General features: G+C 74.7%; 10 protein-coding genes. 2 read left to right on the top strand and 8 right to left on the bottom strand.

The genetic code is table 11. From position 1 onward, the window contains the following. Positions 1–220: 220 nt before the first annotated feature. The 8 genes from ACLIN4_RS01300 to ACLIN4_RS01265 all read right to left on the bottom strand — a co-directional run bounded on the left by ACLIN4_RS01300 (position 221) and on the right by ACLIN4_RS01265 (position 14,285). Positions 221–1,225, bottom strand: coding sequence for an ATP-binding cassette domain-containing protein (locus ACLIN4_RS01300; RefSeq protein WP_411575397.1), 1,005 nt, complete (start codon positions 1,223–1,225; stop codon positions 221–223). Between the two features lie 313 nt (positions 1,226–1,538). Beyond that, on the bottom strand, positions 1,539–6,896 hold the full coding sequence (locus tag ACLIN4_RS01295) for a beta-ketoacyl synthase N-terminal-like domain-containing protein (protein ID WP_411575396.1): 5,358 nt from the start codon (positions 6,894–6,896) through the stop codon (positions 1,539–1,541). Positions 6,897–7,044: 148 nt separating this feature from the next. Continuing rightward, positions 7,045–9,255 carry an aminodeoxychorismate synthase component I gene (gene pabB, locus ACLIN4_RS01290; RefSeq protein WP_411575395.1) on the bottom strand — a complete coding sequence of 737 codons (2,211 nt, stop codon included), beginning with the start codon at positions 9,253–9,255 and terminating at the stop codon, positions 7,045–7,047. Between the two features lie 204 nt (positions 9,256–9,459). After that, on the bottom strand, positions 9,460–10,230 hold the full coding sequence (locus ACLIN4_RS01285; protein WP_289913694.1) for a thioesterase II family protein: 771 nt from the start codon (positions 10,228–10,230) through the stop codon (positions 9,460–9,462). A gap of 62 nt (positions 10,231–10,292) precedes the next feature. After that, positions 10,293–10,487, bottom strand: coding sequence for a ferredoxin (locus ACLIN4_RS01280; RefSeq protein WP_019328939.1), 195 nt, complete (start codon positions 10,485–10,487; stop codon positions 10,293–10,295). Positions 10,488–10,531: 44 nt separating this feature from the next. After that, on the bottom strand, positions 10,532–11,713 hold the full coding sequence (locus tag ACLIN4_RS01275) for a cytochrome P450 (protein WP_289913689.1): 1,182 nt from the start codon (positions 11,711–11,713) through the stop codon (positions 10,532–10,534). Positions 11,714–11,787: 74 nt separating this feature from the next. Beyond that, a complete protein-coding gene (locus ACLIN4_RS01270; RefSeq protein WP_382021912.1) occupies positions 11,788–12,846 on the bottom strand; it encodes a DegT/DnrJ/EryC1/StrS family aminotransferase in 1,059 nt (352 codons plus the stop codon). Positions 12,847–12,908: 62 nt separating this feature from the next. Further along, positions 12,909–14,285 carry a glycosyltransferase gene (locus ACLIN4_RS01265; RefSeq protein ID WP_100047054.1) on the bottom strand — a complete coding sequence of 459 codons (1,377 nt, stop codon included), beginning with the start codon at positions 14,283–14,285 and terminating at the stop codon, positions 12,909–12,911. A gap of 350 nt (positions 14,286–14,635) precedes the next feature. On the opposite strand from ACLIN4_RS01265, the gene ACLIN4_RS01260 reads away from it, so the two are divergent. Both ACLIN4_RS01260 and ACLIN4_RS01255 read left to right on the top strand, forming a co-directional pair. Continuing rightward, on the top strand, positions 14,636–17,521 hold the full coding sequence (locus ACLIN4_RS01260) for an ATP-binding protein (RefSeq protein ID WP_411575394.1): 2,886 nt from the start codon (positions 14,636–14,638) through the stop codon (positions 17,519–17,521). A 72-nt stretch (positions 17,522–17,593) separates the two neighbouring features. Then, positions 17,594–20,569 carry a helix-turn-helix transcriptional regulator gene (locus ACLIN4_RS01255; protein WP_289913680.1) on the top strand — a complete coding sequence of 992 codons (2,976 nt, stop codon included), beginning with the start codon at positions 17,594–17,596 and terminating at the stop codon, positions 20,567–20,569. Position 20,570 lies beyond the last annotated feature (1 nt).

The raw sequence follows: 20,570 nt of genomic DNA, 5'->3' as shown, positions 1-20,570 counted from the left end.
GGCCCGCAGCGACCGCCCGGTCAGGATCCGTATCTGGGCGGGGAGCGAGGTCCCCCCGAACACGGGCGCCGTGCCGGCCGCGGTCCGGGGCGCGGCCGGACGGGGGGCCGGGGGCAGCTGAGTGGTCACGGGGTCCTCCACAGGAGACGTCGGGCGGCGGTTCCGCCCGCCGGGTGTCGCGGTGTTTCGGTGAGGGTGTACGGCGCCGGGGGCCGGGGCCTTACGCAGGCGTGCGGGACGCGGACTGATCGGCGAGTGCCAGGTACACGTCGTCCAGGGTGGGCTCGCCGAAGGTCAGCTCGGTGGCCTCGACGCCCACCTGGTCCAGGGCCCGGACGACCTCGGCGATCTCCCGGGTGGCGTCGATCGGGACGACGACGGCGCGGGGGTCCTCCTCGCCGACCACCGGGGCGAACCCCGCGCCGCGCAGTGCCGCGCCCGCCGCGTTCCGGTCCTCGCCGGTCTCGAGGGCCAGGGTGACCGTGCGGCGGCCGACGGTCGCCTTCAGCTCCGCGGCGGTCCCGGCGGCGACGACCCGGCCGGCGGACAGCACCGCTATGGAGTCCGCCAGCCGGTCGGCCTCCTCCAGGTACTGCGTGGTCAGCAGCACCGTGGTGCCCTGCTCGACGAGGCCCTCGACGATCTCCCACAGGTTGAGCCGGCTGGACGGGTCCAGGCCGGTGGTCGGTTCGTCGAGGAAGAGCACCGCGGGCGCGCCGACCAGTGACACGGCCAGGTCGAGGCGGCGTCGCAGCCCGCCGGAGTAACCGCTCGCCCGCCGGTCGGCGACCTCGGTCAGCTGGAACAGCTCCAGGAGTTCGTCGGCGCGCGCCCGGGCCGCCCGCCGCCCTGCGCCCAGAAGCCGGGCGATCAGGACGAGGTTGTCGCGTCCGCCGAGTTGCCCGTCCACGGAGGCGAACTGCCCGGTGAGCCCGATCCGCCGACGGATCTCGACGGGCTCGCGGGCCACGTCGTAGCCGGCGACCGCGGCCCGCCCCGAGGTGAGCGGCAGCGCCGTCGTGAGGATGTTGACCAGGGTGGTCTTCCCGGCGCCGTTGTGGCCGAGCAGCCCCAGGACCGTGCCCCGGGGCGCGCTGACGCTCACCGAGTGCAGGGCTTGGACCGGGCCGAAGGACTTGCTGACGCCGTCGGCCTCGATCATCAGGTCACCGGGCCCACCGGCCGGTCCTGACGGGGCGGCGACGGGCGTGACGGTCCGGTTCATGAAAGGTGCTCCCGCTGGTGGGGCCGCGCCAGGTGAGGGGCGGCCGGTGGAAGGCGGAGGACGCTCCGCGCAGGTCGGCCGGTCGGCCGGTGGCCGGCCGGGCACGCGTCCGGTGCCCGCGCGGCGGACCGCACCGGACCGGGCCACGGGCACGGACGGTCCCCCGTCCGTGCGCCTGCGGTGGTGGACGGCCCGCGCGCCGTGCCCGAACGGGCACGCTCGCAACCGTTTCGGGCAGAGAGCGTGCCGGTGTGCGTGCGCGTGCGTGTGTCCGTACGTACGGCGGGCAGGGCGCGGGTCCGGGTGGAAGCGGTCACCGGGTCCCGCCGGCAGCGACGTCGGTCTGTCCGGTCGTGCCGTCCGCGGTGTCCTCGGGGAGGCCGGCGCCGTCCATGAGGCGGAACAGCTCCTCGTCGGACGCGGAGTCCAGGTCCAGCGGACCGGTGGCGCGGGCCGTCTTCCCGTTCCGGGCGGGGGCCCAGCGGCCGGCCAGGGCCCGCAGCCGGGCTCCCGTACCGGTGTCGAGGGCCGCGCCGGAGACGAGCAGTGCCTCCAGCTCGTCCACGAGGGAGGCCGCGTCCCGAGCGCGCCGAGGACCGGAGGGCCGGAGCCCGTCGCGCACGAGGCGGGCCACGGCGGCGGGGGAGGGGTGGTCGAAGACCAGGGTCGGAGGCAGCCGCACGCCGGTGGCGGCGGACAGGCGGTTGCGCAGTTCCACGGCGGTCACGGAGGTGACGCCGAGGTCGGTGAACACGGTGTCCGCCCCGGCGTCGGAGGGGAGTCCGCCGCCCACCACGGCCGCCAGCTCGTCCCGCACCAGCTCGATGACCAGGGCATCGGCCTCGTCCTCGGACAGGACGGCCAGCCGCTCCGCCAGCTCGGCCCGGGGATCGCCGGCCGTGACGGTCGCCGTCGGCGGCCCCACGGCGACCGCCGTGGAGGGCACCGAGGCCAACCAGTACGCCTCGTGCCGGAAGGCGTAGGTGGGCAGGTCCACCGCGCGCGCTCCCGGCAGGGCCGCCCGCCAGTCCACCGGGAGACCGGCCGCGTGCAGGCGTACGGCGGTAGTGAGAAGGGCACTCGCCTCCTCCTCGCCGTCCGTGCCGCGCAGCGCCGGCACCACCACGGGCGCGGCGGTCGCCTCCCCCTCGCCCAGGCACTCCTGGACCATCGGGGCGAGTGCCGCCTCCGGGCCCAACTCGACGTAGACGGTGGTGCGTTCCTCGGCCAGCCGGCCGACCGCGTCGGCGAACCGCACCGTGTCCCGGACGTGGCGTACCCAGTGCTCAGGGTCGCGGGCCTGCTGAGCGGTGAGCGGCCGGCCGGTGACACAGGAGACGAGGGGCACGGTGGGCGCGTGGAAGGACAGCCCGGCGACCGTCTCGCGGAAGGCGGCGAGCATCGGCTCCATCAGCGGTGAGTGGAAGGCGTGGCTGACCGCGAGGAGCCGCGTCCGGTGCCCGGCGGCGGACAGTTCGGCGGTCAGCTCCGACAGAGGCTCCCGCGCGCCGGACAGGACCACGGAGCGGGGCCCGTTGACTGCGGCGACGGCGACCTCGTGGGTACGGTCCGCGAGCAGGGGCAGGACCTCCGCCTCGGAGCAACCCACCGCGACCATGGTCCCGCCCGGCGGCAGCGCCCGCATCAGCCGGCCGCGCGCCGCCACCAGGACGCAGGCGTCCCGGAGCGAGAGCACGCCCGCCACGTGGGCCGCGGCGATCTCGCCCACCGAGTGCCCCACCAGCCGGTCCGGGACGGTCCCCCAGGACTCGAGGAGCCGGTACAGGGCCACCTCGAAGGCGAACAGCGCGGGCTGGGCGTAGCCGGTTCCGTCGAGCGCCGCCGCCACCCCGCTGCCCGGAGCGGACCACATGACCTCGGTCAACGGCCGTTCCAGCAGCGGATCGAGGAGGGCGCACACCTCGCGCAGGGACGCGTCGAAGACGGGGAAGGCGGCGGCGAGCCCGCGGCCCATTCCCGGGCGCTGGCTGCCCTGCCCGGTGAAGACGAACGCCGTCTCCGCCGTACCGCCCGCCAGGGTGCGGAGGGCACTCCCGGGGGCCTCCCCGCGGGCGAACGTCTCCGCGGCGGCCCGGAGTCCGTCCCGGTCGTCGCCGGTCAGCACGGCCGCGCGCGGGTGCAGCGTACGGGTGGTGAGCAGGGAGTAGGCGATGTCCCGGCCGGACACCTCGGGGTGCGCGGCGGCGTGGGCGGCCAGCCGCCGGGCCTGCCCGCGCAGCGCGTCGCCGTCCTTCGCCGACACCAGCCACGGCACGGCGGCGGCCGGGTGAGCGGAGTCCTCGGGGGACGTGCCGTCGCCAGGCTCCCGCGCGGGGTCAGGGTCCGGGACCGGATCCGGTGCCTCGGCCAGGATCAGGTGGGCGTTGGTCCCGCTGATGCCGAAGGAGGAGATCCCGGCGCGCCGCGGCCTGCCGTCCTCGCGGGGCCAGTCCCGGGCCTCGGACAGCAGGCGTACGGCGCCCCGTTCCCAGTCCACCCGCGTGGTCGGGGTGTCCGCGTGCAGGGTGCGCGGGAGCAGGCCGTGCCGCAGGGCCAGCACCATCTTGATCACGGCGGCGGCGCCCGCGGCGGCCTGGGTGTGCCCGAGGTTCGACTTGACGGAGCCCAGCCACAGCGGCCGTCCCGGCGGCCGGTCCTGCCCGTAGGTGTCCAGCAGGGCCTCCGCCTCGATGGGGTCGCCCAGGGCGGTGCCGGTGCCGTGCGCCTCGACGGCGTCCACCTCGTCGGCGCTCACCCCGGCGTCGGCCAGGGCCTGTCGGAGGACCTGGCGCTGGGCGGGGCCGTTGGGCGCGGTGAGACCGTTGCTCGCACCGTCCTGGTTGACGGCGGAACCCTGGATCACGGCGAGGACGGGGTGGCCGTTGCGGCGGGCGTCGGACAGCCGTTCCAGCAGCAGCAGGCCCGCGCCCTCGGACCAGGCGGCGCCGTCCGCGCCCTCACCGAAGGACTTGCAGCGGCCGTCCGGCGAGAGGCCCCGCAGCCGGGAGAATCCGGTGAAGGCGGCCGGGGTCGCCATCACGGCGACCCCGCCGGCCAGCGCCAGATCCGACTCCCCGGACCGCAGGGAACGGCACGCCAGGTGCAGGGCGACCAAGGAGGACGAGCAGGCCGTGTCCACGGTCAGCGCCGGGCCGTTCAGACCGAGGGCGTAGGCGATACGACCGGACAGCGCGCCGCCCGCGGTGCCCACCGGCAGCAGGCCCTCCAGATCCCCGGCCGTGTCGGCCGCGCCCGCGGCGTAGTCGTGGTACATCGCGCCGGTGAACACGCCGGTGCGGCTGCCGCGCAGCGTCACGGCGTCGATCCGGGCGCGCTCCACGGCCTCCCAGGCGGTCTCCAGCATCAGCCGCTGCTGCGGGTCGGTGGCGAGGGCCTCCCGCGCGGACATCTGGAAGAACCCGGCGTCGAAATGGGCCGCGTCGCGCAGGAAGCCGCCCTCGCGGGCCACGGAGGTACCGGGGGCGTCGGGATCGTCGCCGAAGAGAGTGTCCAGGTCCCAGCCCCGGTCCTCGGGGAAGGCGGACACGGCGTCGGTGCCCTCGCGCAGCAACTCCCACAGCGCCTCGGGGGAGTTCGCGCCGCCGGGCAGGCGGCAGGCCATGGAGACGATCGCGACCGGTTCGCCGTCACCGGCAGCCGTTCCGGTCGGCCCCGTCTCGTGGGCCACCTCGCCGGGCCGGTCCAGTCCGGCGAGTTCACGGGCCAGGGCGGCGGGGGTGGGGAAGTCGAAGGCGAGGCCCGCGGGCAGCGGCAGGCCGGTGGCCTCGGCCAGCACGTTGCGCAGCCGCACCGAGGCGACCGAGTCCAGCCCGTGGGCGCGGAACGTGGTGTCCGGACCGATGTGCGCCGACGTCGTGCCACCGTCCCCGCCCCCGCCGGACGCGGCGGTCACCTCGGCGACCGAGGCGATGACCAGGTCGAGCGCGGTGCGCAGGTCGGGGCGGACCACGTCGTCCGGGAGCGGCGCGGGACGCGCGGCGTCCTCGGCGAGGAGCCGTTCGAGCGCCAGCCGGTTGATCTTCCCGGCGGGAGTGCGGGGCAGTTCGGGCAGCACCACCAGCTCCAGCGGCATCTTGTACTCCGCGAGGCCCAGCCCGCGCAGGAACGCCGTGACCTCGTCCAGCCCGACGGTGCCGCGCGGACGGCCCGGCGCACCGCCCGAGGCACCGGCGGTGCCCGGGACCCCGTCCTCCGCCGGGCGCTCGGTGACCACGAGTACCGGGTACTCGCCCAGCCGCGGGTCCGGCTTGGCGACGACGGCGAGCGGGCCGATGCCGGGCAGGTCGGCGAGGAGCGCCTGGACCTCCACCGCGTTGAACTTCCGGCCGCCCACGTTGATCAGTTCGGCGGACCGGCCGTGGAAGACGACCAGCCCGTCCTCGCCGATCGAGGCCAGGTCGCCGGTGCGCAGCCAGCCGTCCCGCGACACCACCCGCCCGGTCAGCTCCGGCTCGCCGAGGTAGCCGCGGAACATGCTGGGACTGCGGTAGTGCAGTTCGCCGGGCTCACCTGGCGGGCACGGGCGGCCGTCCTCGTCCAGGACACGCATCTCGGCGTCCCGGGTGGGGCGGCCCACGCTGCGCGAGGCCACGTCCGGCGGGTCCCCGGCCAGGCTGCTGGTGCCGTTGCCGGCCTCCGACATGCCCCAGACCACCACCAGAGCCGTGTCCAGGGACTCACGCACCGAGCGCACCAGCGCCGGGGGCAGGGCGGCCCCCGCGGTGAGGACCCGGTCGGGACGGAAACCCGCGCCGTCGGCGGAGCCCTCCGCCCGGGAGACCATGTCGTGCAGTTGGGCGGGCACCGCGACCACCACGGTCGGCTGCTCCCGCCGGGCGAGCTCGAAGAACCGGTCGACGTCCCAGGTGCCGAGGAGCACCTGGCGGCCCGCGCGGAACAGCGCCGAGTACGCCGACTGCAGGCCGAAGCAGTGGGTCAGCGGGCACGCGGTCAGCACCGTACCGGCGTAGGCGTCGGCCGAGTCCTCGGTCGCCGCGCGGGAGTTGGTGAGCAGTCCGTCGTGGGAGTGCACACAGATCTTGGGCCGTGCGGAGGTGGTGCCGGAGGACGGCAGCAGCAGGAACGGTGACTCGGGACGCACCTCGACGGGGTGGGGCCGCTGTCCGGAGTACCGCTCCAGCAATCCGGTCACGGTCCGCGTGCCGGGGGTGGCCGTGTCCCCGGTGACCAGTACGGCGCGCAGTGCGGGCAGCGCCTCGCGCAGCGTCGCCGCCGCCAGCGGCCCGCCGTCCTCCTGTGTGCGCGGCGGCAGGACGAGGGCGGCCGGGCCGACGCGTTCCAGCAGGGCCCGTACGTCGGCGGCGGCGTTGCCCTGGTGCACGGGCATGGTGACGGCCCCGACCTCGGCGGCCGCCAGATGCAGCGTCAGGTACTCCCAGCTGTTGGGCAGGTGCAGGGCCACCACGTCACCGGGGGCGATCCCCGCCTCCTGAAGACCGCGCGCCAGCGCGTCCACCTCGGTCCGCCAGGCGTTCCAGGTCCGGGCGCGCTCGCCGTCGAGCAGGGCCGTCGCGTCGCCGCCGCGGCGCACCGCCGCGGCGAACACCTCCGGCAGGGTCAGCCCGTCCAGGGACCGGCCGGTGGCACCGGGTGGATCGGTCGCGTAGTCGTGTGCGTGGACGGGCACCATCACTCCCGGGATGTCGAGCGTCGCCGTCGTGCGGGGATCGGCTCAAGGCTCTTGCCGAGCGGTCCGGGTTTTCCCTAGAGATGCGGTCGGGCCACGAACGTGGCGGGGACGGGAGCCGGCCCGGCGCGGGGGACGGCTCCCGTCGCGGTCACCGGGTGGCGGCCGACTCCGCCCGCGCCACCCCTGGAGGCTCGGGTGCCTCTGCGGGGACGCCGGCGGTGGGCCGGAGGAGATCCCCACCGGATTCCTCACGGCCGGGGAAGCGCGCACCGAGCAGTCGCAGCATCGGGGTGGCCTTGACCGCCGTCTCCTCGAACTCGGCCGCCGGGTCGGACAGCGCGATGACGGCGCCGCCGACGCCGTAGCGCAGCCGGTTGCCGCTGAGCACCAGCGTGCGTATGACGATGGACAGGTCCACCGCGCCGGTCAGCGAGAAGTAGCCGATCGCACCCGAGTACACGCCGCGCGGTCCGCCCTCGAGACGGTCGATGACCTGCATGGTGCGGATCTTCGGGGCGCCGGTCATCGACCCGCCGGGGAAGGCGGCCCGCACCGCCGCCACCGGGCTGGTGTCCCGACGCAGCCGGGCCCGGACGGTACTGACCAGCTGGTGCACCGTCGCGTAGCTCTCCACCTGGAACACCGGGTCGGCGACGACCGAGCCGACCTCGGCGCACCGCCCCAGGTCGTGCCGGACCAGATCGACGATCATCAGGTTCTCGGCGCGGTCCTTCTCGGAGGCGGCCAGGTCCTCGACCAGCCGGGCGTCCTCCTCTGGGGTGGCGCCGCGCGGCCGTGTGCCCTTGATCGGCTTGGACTCCATGGTGCCGTGCCGGTCGATGCGCAGGAACCGCTCGGGCGAGCTGCTGAGCACCGCCAGCGGACCGAAGTGCAGGTACGCGGCGAAGGGCGCGGCGCTCAGCCGGCGCAGGGCCCGGTAGGCCTGCCAGGGATCGAGGTCGGTGTCGACCTCGGCCATGTTGGTCAGGCAGACCTCGTAGGTCTCGCCGGCGGCGATCTCCTGCTGGCAGACGTCGATCATCTTGAGGTAGGCGTCCCGGTCGTGCCGCAGCTCCACGGGGCCCGCGGCGCACTCGGGCACCGGGGGACACGGCGCCGGCGGCCGGCCCGCGACGCCGTGGAGGGAGGCTGCGGCATCGGCGAGCCAGGCACGGGCGGCGCCCTCGTCGCCGTCCTCGGCGAGCGCGAGCAGGTATCCGGTGTCGGTGCGGTGGTCGAGGACCAGGGCGCGGTCGGCGAAGACGAGGACGGCGTCGGGGTCGGGGGAGCGGTGGGCGGCGTCGCCGCCGCACTCGGCCTTGAGCTCGTAGCCCAGGCAGCCCACCCAGCCCAGGGCGAACTCGAAGGGCAGCTCGGGCACCTCGGTGCGCAGCCCTGCCAGGTCGTTCTCCAGCCAGGACAGGAAGGGCTCCGAGACGGTGTGGCTGGTGCCGTCGGCGGTGACGGTCACGGTGCCGGCCTGCACGTCGGCCCGGGCGATCCGGGCGAGGGGGCCCGAGGCGTCGCCCATCACCGACAACTGGCCCAGGCGACCGCCGGGGCGGCTGCTGTCCAGCCAGAAGGGGTGCTCACCGGTGCGGAACAACGTGTCGAAGGCGACCTCCGCGTCCCAGCGCGCCGGCAGCCGCTCGGCGAGCACCCGCAGCCGCCGGACGGGGCCGGGCGTGTCCGGTGCGGGCCGCGCGGCGTGAGCGGACGTGTCGCCGGTGGCGGGCGCGGGAGCGGTGCCCGCCGGGCCCGCACCGCCGCGCCGTGAGGAGCGGTACCGCTCGGTGAGCCGGCGGAAGTTGTCCAGGAGGCGGTGCCCCTCCTGGGTCCCGATCGACTCCGGGTGGAACTGCACGCCCCACAGCGGCAGCGTGCGGTGGCGCAGCGCCATCAGCACCCCGTCCGACGACCAGGCGGTGGCCTCGATCTCCGGCGGCAGGTCGGTCACCGCCAAGGAGTGGTAGCGCACGACCTCCAGCGGCTGGGGCAGCCCTTCGAAGAGGCCGGTTCCGTCGTGCCGTACGGCGGAGGTCCGGCCGTGGCGCGGCTCGGGCGCGCGGTCCACACGCGCGCCGTGGGCGAGCGCCACGCCCTGGTGGCCCAGGCAGACGCCGAGCACGGGCAGCCGGCCTTCCTCCGCGACCCGGGCGCACAGGCCGAAGTCGGCGGGCCGGTGCGGGGTGCCGGGACCGGGGGAGAGCACCACGTTGTCGAACGCGTCGAGCATCCCGGGCCGCCAGGCCGGATCGTCGTTGCGGATGACCTCCGGCTCCCGCCCGTTGACCCGGGACAGGTAGTGGAAGAGGTTGTAGGTGAAGGAGTCGTAGTTGTCGACGAGAAGTGTGCGCATGGTGTCCTTGTCCGGGGGCGCGGGAGCGGAAAGTGACGTGAAGGGCGACGGACGGGGTCGCCGTCCGGCCGTGTGCGGGCTCTCCGGTGATGCGTCGGCCACGGCTGCGGTGAGCGGACTCGGGCACGGCACCGACGGGCGTACGCCGGTCACGGCTCCAGCACCGGCCCGGGCGGCGGCCCATCCCTCGCCCGGGCGGGGCGCTCAGGAGGCGGTGGCGGGCGGGACCGGGTCGAGGGCGCGTCCGATCTCGGCCTGGACCGCCGCGAGGTGCTGGGTGAGGAAGAAGTGGCCGCCGTCGAACACCCGCAGCCGGAACGGCCCCGTGGTGTGCTCCTGCCAGCGCTCGGCCTCCGCGACCGTGGTCAGCGGGTCGTCCCGGCCGGTGAGGGCGGTCAGGGCGCAGCGCACCCGGCGGTCGGGCGGGCAGGAGTAGGTCTCGATGGCGCGGTAGTCGCCGCGCAGCGCGGGCAGCGCCATGCGCAGGATCTCCTCGTCGCCGAGGACACCGGCGGCGGTGCCGTTCAGCCGCTTCATCTCGGCGACGATCCCGTCGTCGTCGCGCAGGTGGACCTCCTCGGCGCGGGTGGTGGAGGGGGCCCGGCGGCCGGAGGCGAGGACGGTGTGCGGGCCGGCGTCCCGCTGCTCCAGGCGCCAGGCCGTCTCGAAGGCCAGGGCGGCGCCCATGCTGTGCCCGAAGAACACCGTCGGCCTCTCGTCCAGGGCGAGGAGCTGCTCGGTGATCAGGTCGGCGAGGGTGCCGAGATCCGTGACGCAGGGTTCCTTGCGCCGGTCCTGACGGCCGGGGTACTGCAACGAGATGACCTCGGCCTTCGGTGCGAAGCGCGCCGAGACCGGGTGGTAGAAGCTGGCGGAGCCGCCGGCGTGCGGGAAGCAGACCAGCCGGACGGCGTCGGTGCCGGCCGGGTGGTAGCGCCGCAGCCACAGGGCCCGGGTGTCCTCAGCGGTGGTCACGGTGTGTGTCCTTCCGGTTTCTTGCTCTGGTGGTACCGGCTCGGGGGTGCCGTCGGCCGGGTTCAGTCCTCGTGGACGGTGATCGAGCCCGACGGGCACAGGTCGCCCGCCTCGTGGACCGCGTCCGCGTCCTGGGCGGCGGGCTCCTCGTGCAGCAGGACCACGACGCCGTCGTCGTCCTGGTCGAAGACGGAGGGGGCGTTCAGCACGCACTGGCCGGCGCCGACGCACCGTTCGCTGTCGACGGTGACACGCATGATCGTCTGGCTCCTCGGTGGTAGGGCGGGGGTGGTACCGGCGGCTACCAGCGCACCGGCAGTTCGTGCAGTCCGAAGAGGATCCCGTCGTACTTGAAGGCCAGTTCCTCCAGCGGGACGGCCAGCTCCAGGGTGGGGATGCGCTCGAACAGCTTGCGGTAGGCGATGTCCATCTCGACCCGGACCAGGTTCTGGCCCAGGCACTGGTGGACGCCGTAGCCGAAGGCCACGTGCCGCCGCTCGGACCGCTCGGGATCGAAGGCGTGCGGACAGCCGAAGACCTCCGTGTCGTGGTTGGCGGCGGCCAGCAGCGGGACGATGCCCTCGCCCTTGCGGATCGTCTGGCCCGCGATCTCCACGTCGTCCACCGCGACGCGCAGCGCCACCATGTCGGCCACCGAGTGCAGCCGCAGCAGCTCCTCCACGGCCCGCTCGTCGCCGGCCCACTGCGGGTGGGAGAGCAGGGTGACCACACCGAGCCCGATGTTGTTGGCGGTGGTCTCGTGCCCGGCGATCAGCAGGAGCAGCAGGACGCCCGAGAGTTCCTCGTGGCTGAGCTGCCCCGTGGACAGCAGGCGGCTGATCAGGTCGTCGCCGCGCCACTTGTCCTTGATGGCGATCAACCGGTTGATGTAGCGCAGGAGTTGCCGGGTGGCCGTGGCGCGCTGCTCGTCGGTGGAGGAGCGGATGGCGACCAGGGTGCGGGTGCGGGACTCGAAGAAGTCCCGGTCGGCCGGGGGCACACCGAGGAGGGAGGAGATCACCAGGGACGGCACCGGCAGCGCGAAGTCGTTGACCAGGTCCGCGGTGTTGCCGCCGGCCAGCATCGCGTCGATGCGCTCGTCGACGATCCGCTCCACGGCGGGGCGCAGCTCGCGGACGCGGCGCACCGTGAACTCGGGGATGAGGACCTTGCGGAAGCGGTCGTGCTCGGGGGAGTCCAGTCCCACGAACCAGCCGGGGATCTGGTCCTGCTTGGGCACGCCCATCGTCTCGCCGACGTTGGGGAAGCCCTCGTTGTCGGGGTTGGCGCTGATCTTCGGGTGGGTGAGCACCGCGCGCACGTCCTCGTGCCGGGTGACCAACCAGATCGGTACGCCGTTGGGCAGGTGGGACTGCACCAGGCCGCTGTGCCGCCGGTGGCCGGCGTACTGGGACAGCGGCAGCGGCTCCTCGGGCGTGCGCAAGGGGAAGTCGACCACCGTGGGGCCGGTGCTGGTCGTCATGTCCGATCCTCGTCTCTCGTCGTGCGGTCGCGGTGCCGCGCCCGCGTCGGGCGGGCGGCGCGCGGGCCGGCCGGTCAGCCGGAGGTGTAGAACTCCCGGACCGCCCCGGTGATGTACTCCTGGTCGTCGGCGGTGAGCCCGGTGTGGGTGGGCAGGTACAGGCCGTCCTCGCTGAAGCGGTGGGCGTTCAGGGTCGGCCAGACCGGGTCCAGGTAGCCGGGCTGCCGGCTCATCGGCTTGAAGAACAGCCGGGTCTCCACGCCGCGTGCGTCGAGGTGGGCGCGCAGTTCCTCGCGGCGCTCGGCGCGCAGGTCGTACATCCACAGCACGTCGCGCGGCGGCATCAGCGTGATGCCGGGGACGTCCTTGAGGGCGGCGTCGTAGCGGGCCTCTATCTCCCGGCGCGCGGCCAGGATGTCGTCCAGGCGCTCGACCTGGGCCAGCGCCACGGCGCCCTGCATGGCGGTCATGCGGTGGTTGTAGGCCAGCTTCTTGTGCAGGAAGCTGTGGTCGCGGGTGAAGGCCATCGCCCGCAGGTGCGCGAGCTGCCGGGCGAGCCGGGGGTCGTCGGTGAGGCAGACACCGCCCTCGCCGGCCGTGATGATCTTGTTGGCGAAGAGCGAGAAACAGGCGATGTCCCCCACCGGGCGCACCCCGTGCGCCTCGGCGGAGTCCTCCACCACCCGCAGGTTGTACTGGTGGGCGATGTCCATGATCGCGTCCATGTCGCAGCGCCGCCCGTAGACGTGCACCGGCATGATCGCCCGCGTGCGCGGGGTGATCTTCTCCTCGACGCGGGTGACGTCGATGTTCAGGTCGTCCGCGCAGTCGACGAAGACGGGGGTGGCGCCGGTGTAGGTGACGGCCCACGCCGAGGCGATCATCGTGAACTCCGGCACGATCACCTCGTCGCCCGGGCCGATGCCCAGCGCCCGCAGCGCGAGGGTGAGTGCGGCGGTGCCGGAGGAACAGGCGACGCCGTGCGCCACACCGTTCCACGCCGCGAAGGCCTCCTCGAAGCGTCGCACGTACGGTCCTTGGGAGGAGATCCAGCCGCCTGACACGGCGTCGGTGACGTATTCCAGTTCCCGGCCGGTCAGGAAGGGCCGGGAGACGGGGTGGGTGAAGGCCATGGGGTCCTCGTTGCTGTCGCTGGGCTGGGGCTCGACGGGATGCGGCCGGTGCGCCGGGCGGCTCACGCCGCCGCGAGCAGGCCGAGCACGGTGTCCGCGGCGGCCCCGCGGCCGCCGGCCGCCTTCTGCAGCTCGCCCAGCCGCTCGGCCCGCTCGCGGAAGGACGGATCGGAAGTGACCCGGGTCAGCTTGTCCACCACGTCGTCCGGGTCGACGGTGTGCGGCCTGTCCAGGGTCAGACTGATGCCGAAGTCCTGGCCGCGGACCGCCTGGTCGAAGCAGTCCACCCACAGCGGCCGCACCACCTGCGGCTTCCCGAAGTAGACGCCCTCGTGGTAGGCGTTGCCGCCCCCGTGCGAGAAGAACACCGACACCTTCGGGTGGGCCAGCACGTCCAGTTGCGAGGGCACCCAGTTCTCCACCCGCAGGTTCGGCGGCAGGGACGCGGCCGGCGGCAGCAGGTGCTGCTGCTCCTCCGGCAGCTTCCACAGGAACTGGTGCGTGCCCGACATCCGCCGGGCCACCTCCACCAGCGCACCGACCTCCTCGCGGGTGAGACGGGTGATGGTGCCGAAGCCCATGTAGACGACCGAGGTCTGCTCGTCCAGCCACCCCGCCACCGCGCGGTCGTCCGGGGCCTCCGGCAGCGGGGGCAGCACGGCTCCCACCAGACGCACCTTCTCGGGGATGTCGAAGGGGTAGTCCAACTCGGCGATGGACGCGCACAGCACGGCTACGGCCTCGTCCACCCGCGTCATCGCGTTGGGCGGGGCGATGCCCAGCTCCTTGCGGATCGCCGCGTCCTCGCGCAGCACCCGGCCCATCTCCGGGTGCAGGAACATGCCCAGCGTGCGCCACTTGAACAGGGTGTTGGCCAGCTTCTGGCGGCCCGACATCGCCAGCGGCAGACCCGAGTTGGGCACGGGGAAGTTCTTCGGGGTGTACGAGGCGCCGAAGGGGTTGTGCGAGGTGAGCACGTTGCTGGCGACGAACGGCACGTTGAGCACGTACGGGATCCCCCGGGCCAGCGCGAGGTCGACCGCGAAGCCGGCCACGCAGTCCACGACCATGAGCGCCGGCCGCACCTCGTCCACGACGCGCTCCAGCTCGCGGTACTTGCGCGCCTGGAGCGCCGGCTTGTAGGACTGGCGCACCACCGCGCGGTGCGCCTTGAACCGCGAGGACTGCGTGACCTCGCGGTACACGGTGTCGTCCCAGGTCACCGCGGACAGTTCGGACACCGTCCCGCCCAGTGAGGCGAAGGACACCGGGGACGCGGCGGCGAGGGCCTCCACGTCCCCCCGCCGGTGCTCGTCGGTGGCGAACCACAGGCCGGGCACGCCGCGCCGGGCCAGCTCCCCGGCCAGCACCAGCAACGGGTTGAGCAGCCCGCTCTCGGGGAGGCTGACGAAGAGGATCGGCCGATCGGCGGAGTCCATGAGGGCCCTTTCACGAAGTGACTGCCGTGGTGCGCCGCGGCCCGCCGGTCAGGCGTGCGACGGGTACGGAGACGCGATGACGTGCGGCCTGCCGGCCGGGTCGGACACGGAGGATGCCGACCGCACCACCACTTGATCTCACGGCCACGACGGGGGATTTCCTTAGATTTCTCGCTCCAGGGGGCCGCGGAGCCTCTCCGGGGCGTAGATGTGACATATACGTAGGCATGGCGCGGGGGGAGCAGGGCAGTCGTCCGGTCACCGCCGACAGGCGGGGCCGCGGCGCCGTGCGGCGCCGCAGCACGTGGGCCGATCGCGCCATCCGCCTTGTACGACGCGAGGGAGAGCAAGTGACCGACCGGGCCGGCGTCGCACATCCCGTCCTGCCACTGGTCGGGCGGACCGAGCACCTCGAGGCCCTGGCCGGGCACGCCGCGGCCGCCCGGACCGGCCGACCCCGCCTGGTGCTCCTGGACGGTCCGGCAGGGGCCGGCAAGACCGCACTGCTGCGCGCCGCCCTGGCCGCCGACGGCCCCTTCGCGGACATGACCGTCCTATACGGCTCCTGCCGTGCCGTCGAGGCGGCCACCGGCTACAGCGGTGTGCGCGTCCTGTTCGGCCCGCTCGGCCTGGCCGGCCGAAGGGGCCGCACCTCCGCCCTCCTGGACGGCGGCGCCCGGCACGCCCTGCCCGCCCTCACCGCCGTACCCCAGGAAGGCGACGCCGTGCCCGGCGACGCCTTCTCGGTGCTGCAGGGCTTGTACTGGCTGACCGCCAACCTCATGGCCGACGGCCCGCTCGTCCTCGTCCTGGACGACGCCCACTGGTGCGACGAACGGTCCCTGCGCTGGCTGGACTTCCTGCTGCGCCGGGCCGACGGCCTGCCGCTGCTCGTGGTGGCCGCCCACCGCAGCGAGGCCGACCCCGCCGCCCCCGACGCGCTCGCCGACCTGGTCGCCCACCACCTGCCGGCTCAGCTGCGCCTCGGCCCGCTGGACACACCGCGGGTGGCCGAACTGGCCGGCCTGGTCTTCCCCGCCGTACAGCCCCGGCCGGCGTTCGTCGACCGTCTGGCGGCCGTGACCGGCGGCAACCCCCTGCAAGTCGTACGCCTGCTGAGCGATCTGCGTTCGGCCGGACTCGGCCCCGACGACGCGGGGGAGCGGAAGATCGCCGAGATCGGCGGGAGGGCCGTCACCGCCTCCGTGCACCGGGTGCTGGAGCACCGGCCGGACTGGGTGGGCCGGGCGGCCCGCGCCCTGGCCGTGCTCGGCGACGAGGACACTGCCTACCTCGCCGCCCTGGCCGGACTGTCGGTGCTGCACGTCGAGGAGGCGGTGGACATACTGCGGCACGCCGGCCTGGTCCGGGCCGAGAGCCGGGAATTCGTCCACGACCTGGTGGGCGCCGCGTTCCTCGACGCCCTGGGCAAGGCCGGGGCGGCCGAGCTGCGCCTGAGCGCCGCCCGGCTGCTCAGCGACATCGGACGCCCGCCCGAGGAGAGCGCCGCGCACCTGCTTCTGGTGCCAGGGGCCAAGGATCCCTGGGCCCTCGCCGTGCTGCGCGCCGCCGCCACCCAGGCTGAACACCGGGGCGCCCCCGAAGCGGCAGCCCGCTACCTGCAGCGTGTGCGCGAGGCCGAACCGGACGACCCCGCCCTGCTCGCCCGACTGGCCAAGGCGTTGGCGGAGAACGACCCGGAGCGCTCACTGAGCCTGCTGCACGAGGCGGACGCCCTGACCACCGACGCGCGCGCCCGCACCACCACGGCGATCCAGCTCGCCCTGACCTGCCTGAGCGTGCAGCGGTCCGCCCAGGGCGTCCAGATCCTCACCGATGCCCTGGACGCCCTCGACGCCGACCTGGGACCCGAACCGGACCCCGCCGAACGGGAACTGCGCACACTCGCGGAGTCGACCCTGCTCATCGTCGGCTCCGACGAGAAGTCCACCTTCCCCCAGGCCCTGCGGCGCGCCGCCCGGACCACCGAGCCGCCCGGCGACACTCCCGCCCAGCGCCAGCAGCTCGCCATGCTGAGCGTGCTCACCGCGGCGGACGGCGGCCCCGCCGCGGACACCGCGCGCCGGGCCCGCCGTGCGTTGCGCACACCGGATGCCCCGCTGGGAGCCTGGTCGCTGCTGCCCGCCTCGCTCGCCCTGTACCTGGCCGAGGAGGACCGGGCCGCCGACGAGGCGCTGGAGGCGGTGCTGCGGGACAGCCGGGAGAAGGCCGCGGTGTGGACGTACGCCCTGGCGCTCTCCACCCGGGCGCTGTTCCGTGTGGAGAACGGCGCACTCGCGGACGCCGCGGCGGACGCGCAGACGGCGCTGGAGATCCTCGGCCGCGAACGCTGGGGGGACACCGCCACCATGGCGCACGCCGCCCACGCGTCGACCCTCGTCGCACGGGGTGAGGTGGCCCGAGCGGAGGAGGCGCTCGCGGCGATCAAACGGCCGGGACTCGACCGTTTCGTGTGGGAGTACCACTGGTACCTCATGGCACGGGGCCGCCTCCGGCTGGCCCGCGGCGACCTGGACGGGGCGCTGGAGACGTTCTCGGCCTGCGGGGACTCGATGGAGGAGGCCGGACTCACCAACCCCGTGTTCGCCCCCTGGTGGCTGGAGGCCGCCTGCCTGCTGGGCGGACTCGGCCGCACCGGAGAAGCGCGGGAGTTCGCCGAGCGGGGTGCCGGGCGCAGCGAGCGATGGGGGACCCGTCGCGCCCTCGGGTACGCCGCCCTGGCCCGCGGCGCGAGCACGCCGGGTGCGGCCGCGGTGGAACCGCTGCGGGAGGCGGTGACCCTGCTGCGGTCCTCACCGGCCCGCGGTCACGAGGCCCGCGCCTCGCTGATGCTGGGGCGCGCGCTGGTGGAGGCGGGGCACGCCCGGGAGGCGCGGCAGCACCTGCGCGAGGCGGTCGCGGTGGCCAGGCGCTGCGGCTGCGTGGCCCTCGCCCGGCGGGCGCGGGAGGACCTGATGGTGGCCGGCGGGCGGATGCGGGAGATCACCTCGTCCGCGCTGGACATGCTGACGGGCACGGAGCGCACGGTGGCCGGTCTGGTCGCCGCGGGAGCCGGCAACAGGGAGGTCGCGCAGTCCCTCTTCGTCACCGTGCGCACCGTCGAACTCCACCTGACCAGCGTCTACCGCAAGCTGGGCGTGCGTCGGCGTGCCGACCTGCGCGCGGTCCTGCAAGCGGGCGGTGCCGCTTCCCGGTGGACCGGAGACAGCAGATGAACAGACGGGCAAGGGACGAACAATACGTTCGACGGGCGAACCACCGGCCCCACGAAAATATAAGATCACGACATGGCACCCCCTGACCTGCCACTGCTCGAACGTGACCGTGAGAAAGCGGTTCTCTCCGCCGTGATCGGTGAACTCCGCTCCGGCCGCCCCGCCTTGGTCACCGTGACGGGACAGCCCGGCCTGGGGCAGAGCGAGCTGCTGCGGTGGGCCGCCGGGCAGGCGAAGGACGGGGGAGTTCACGTACTCAGCGCCCGTGCCACCCCCGCCGAGCACGAACTGCGCTACGGGGTGGTCGCCCAACTCCTCACCCCCGAGGACCGCGACATGGCCTCCCGCCTCTTCGTGGCCCCGCAGCGCCCCGGAGGCCTCCCCGGTCTCAATCACCTGCTCACCGCCTGCCGCGACCGGCCCACCCTCCTCGTGGTGCATGACGTCCAGTGGCTCGACCCGGCGTCCCTGCGCTGGCTGGAGGCACTGGCCCGCCGCCTGCCCCGGGCTCCCGTCGCCCTGCTCACCAGCACCACCGGGACCGCCATCGACCGGCCCGAGTGGAGCGTGGGAACCCCGCTGACCGGTCTCGCCAGCACCATCGAACTCGCGCTGCCGCCCCTCACGGCGAGTGGCGTGGCCGCCGCCGTGCGCGCCGTCTGCGGCCCCGCCGACGCCGCCTTCACCGAGTCCCTCGCCGAGACCACCCGTGGTGTCCCGGCCGTCGTGCACGAGGTCCTCCACCGCTTCACCCGCGCCGGCCGCGCCCCCCGCGCCGAGCACGTCGAACACCTGCGTGCCCTGACCGCCGAAGTGGTCGGTGACCACGCCGCCCGTGCTCTGAGCGAACTGCGCGACCCGGTCGCCGTCGATGTCCTGCGTGCCCTCGCCGTCTGCGGAGACCTGCTCGACTTCCCGCTGGTCTGCACGCTCGTCGGCCCGCACCCCGTGCCCGAGGCCAGGCTGCGCGCCGCCCTCGGGGCCAGCGGTCTCCTCACCACCCGCGGCGGGTCGCCGTCCGGACACGACGCCGTGGTGCGGGCCCGGATCCTGGAGGAGATGCCCGCCGCTGACCGCGCCGATCTGTACGCGCGCGCCGCCCGGCTCGCCCAGCGGGTCGCCGTGGCCGACCAGGGCATCGCCGAACTGCTCCTGCGGGCCCGCCCCGTGGGAGCGCCCTGGGCGGTGGACACCCTGCGCCGCGGCTTCGCCGCCGCACTGCGCAGCGGCCGACGGGACCGGGCCACCGCCTACCTCACCAGGGCCCTGGACGAGCCGCTCCGGGCCGAGGAGAGAGGCCGCGTCGAACTCCAGCTGGCCTCGGTGCAGATGGTCACCGCCCCCGTGGCCGCGGAGCGTCGCCTGCACGGACTCATCCGCTCCGCCGACACCCGCGCCGGCCTGCGCTCCCAGGCCGTCGATCTGTGCATCCTCGGCGGCGACACCCGCGCCGCCCGCCTCGCCCAGCCCGCCGCTCCCGGCCGCCTCGGCACCGCCGCCGCAGCGCGCGCTCCCGACGACGCCGTGCCCCGGGCGGAGCGGGTGGGGGACGCGGTGAAGCCGTCCGCCTCCCGTGACGGGGCGGTGAGCGGCGCCGCGACCGCTTCCGGCGGAACCGCGCCGGACCCGGCGTCACGGAACGACTCCGGCCATCACCTCGAGAACACCGGCTCAGCCGACAACGATGCCATCGTCAGCGAGCGGCACGAGCTGATCGCCCTCCTGCGGGTCGCCCGGTTCCTGCGTCACGACGAGACCTGCCTGGACGTCCACCCCGCGCCCGCGCTGCCCGAGCACTCGCACAGCCCCGCCGTCGCCGGGGTGCGAGCCTGGGAGCACGCCGTCGCCGGCGTCCACCTCGAAACATCCCGCCGACTGGCCAGGGCGGCCTTCGCGCCCGACCCCGGCGGACGCCCCCCGCTCGTGACGCCCCGCCTGTTCGCGTGCCGCGCGCTCTTACTCACCGACGACGGCGACGAGGCCGAGGCCCACCTCGCCACTCTGCTCAACGAGGCACACCGGCAACGCGCCGCCATAGCCATCGCCCACGTCCTGGCCGTCCGAGCCGACCTGCACATCCGGCACGGCCGCCCCGACGCGGCCGCCCGCGACCTGGCCGCCGCCGAGGCGGAGCTGCCGCTGACCCGCCTCCACCCGCTGTTCGTCCCCTACTGGGCCTCGCTCAACCTGGTCGCGGACCTCCTGAACGGCCGCGCCGACCGGGCCCGCGAGGTCGCCTCCCGTCCTGTCCCGTCCCTCGCCGAGGAGTGCGCCACCACCGCCTACCTGCTCTTCGCCCGAGGCGTGCTGGCCCGTTCCGAAGACGATCCGCACCGGGCGCGCGCACACTTCCGCGCCTGCGGACGCTGGATGCTGCACTACGGCTGCGTCAACCCGGCGGTCCTGCCCTGGCGTTCCCTGGCAGCCGAGGCCGCCCACGCCCTCGGTGACGACGAGGAGGCCCTGCGCCTGGCCCGCGAGGAACTGCGGCTCGCCGCCCGCTGGGGCACCCGCAGTGCCCTCGGCCGCGCGGAACTCAGCCTGGCGGTGGTGTGCGGGGAGAACCGCGCCGAACACTTCCGCGCCGCCGTCGCCACCCTCAGCGAATCGCCCGCTCGCACCGCCTACACCCGCGCCGTGCTCGAACTGGCCTCCGCGGAGAGCGCGGAGGCCGGGCGCAGAACCGCCCTGACCCTCGCCTCCCGCAGGTCTCCCACGGCCGACGGCGCCGCTCCCGGCCCGCACGCCGGCTCCACCCAGGGGCCGCCCGCACCTGCCGGCCGACCACCCGGGTGGGAAGCGCCCGCCCCGCACGGCGCGGCACCGCACCTCCGGCAACGCCCACCGGCCGGCTGGCCCGCTCTGAGCCCCGCCGAACACGAGACCGCCCTCCTCGCCGCCCGCGGTCTGGGCAACCGGGAGATCGCCGCCACCTTGTCGGTGACCACCCGCGCGGTGGAACTGCGCCTCAGCGGCGTCTACCGCAAGCTCCGCATCCGCGGACGCGAGGAACTGCGCGCACTGAGCCACGGACCGGAGGGCGGCTGAC

It is taken from the genome of Streptomyces mutabilis, assembly GCF_046628145.1.
Lineage (GTDB): Bacteria > Actinomycetota > Actinomycetes > Streptomycetales > Streptomycetaceae > Streptomyces > Streptomyces mutabilis.
Note: the sequence above shows the minus strand (reverse complement) of the source record. Positions and strands in the feature narration are given on the sequence as shown.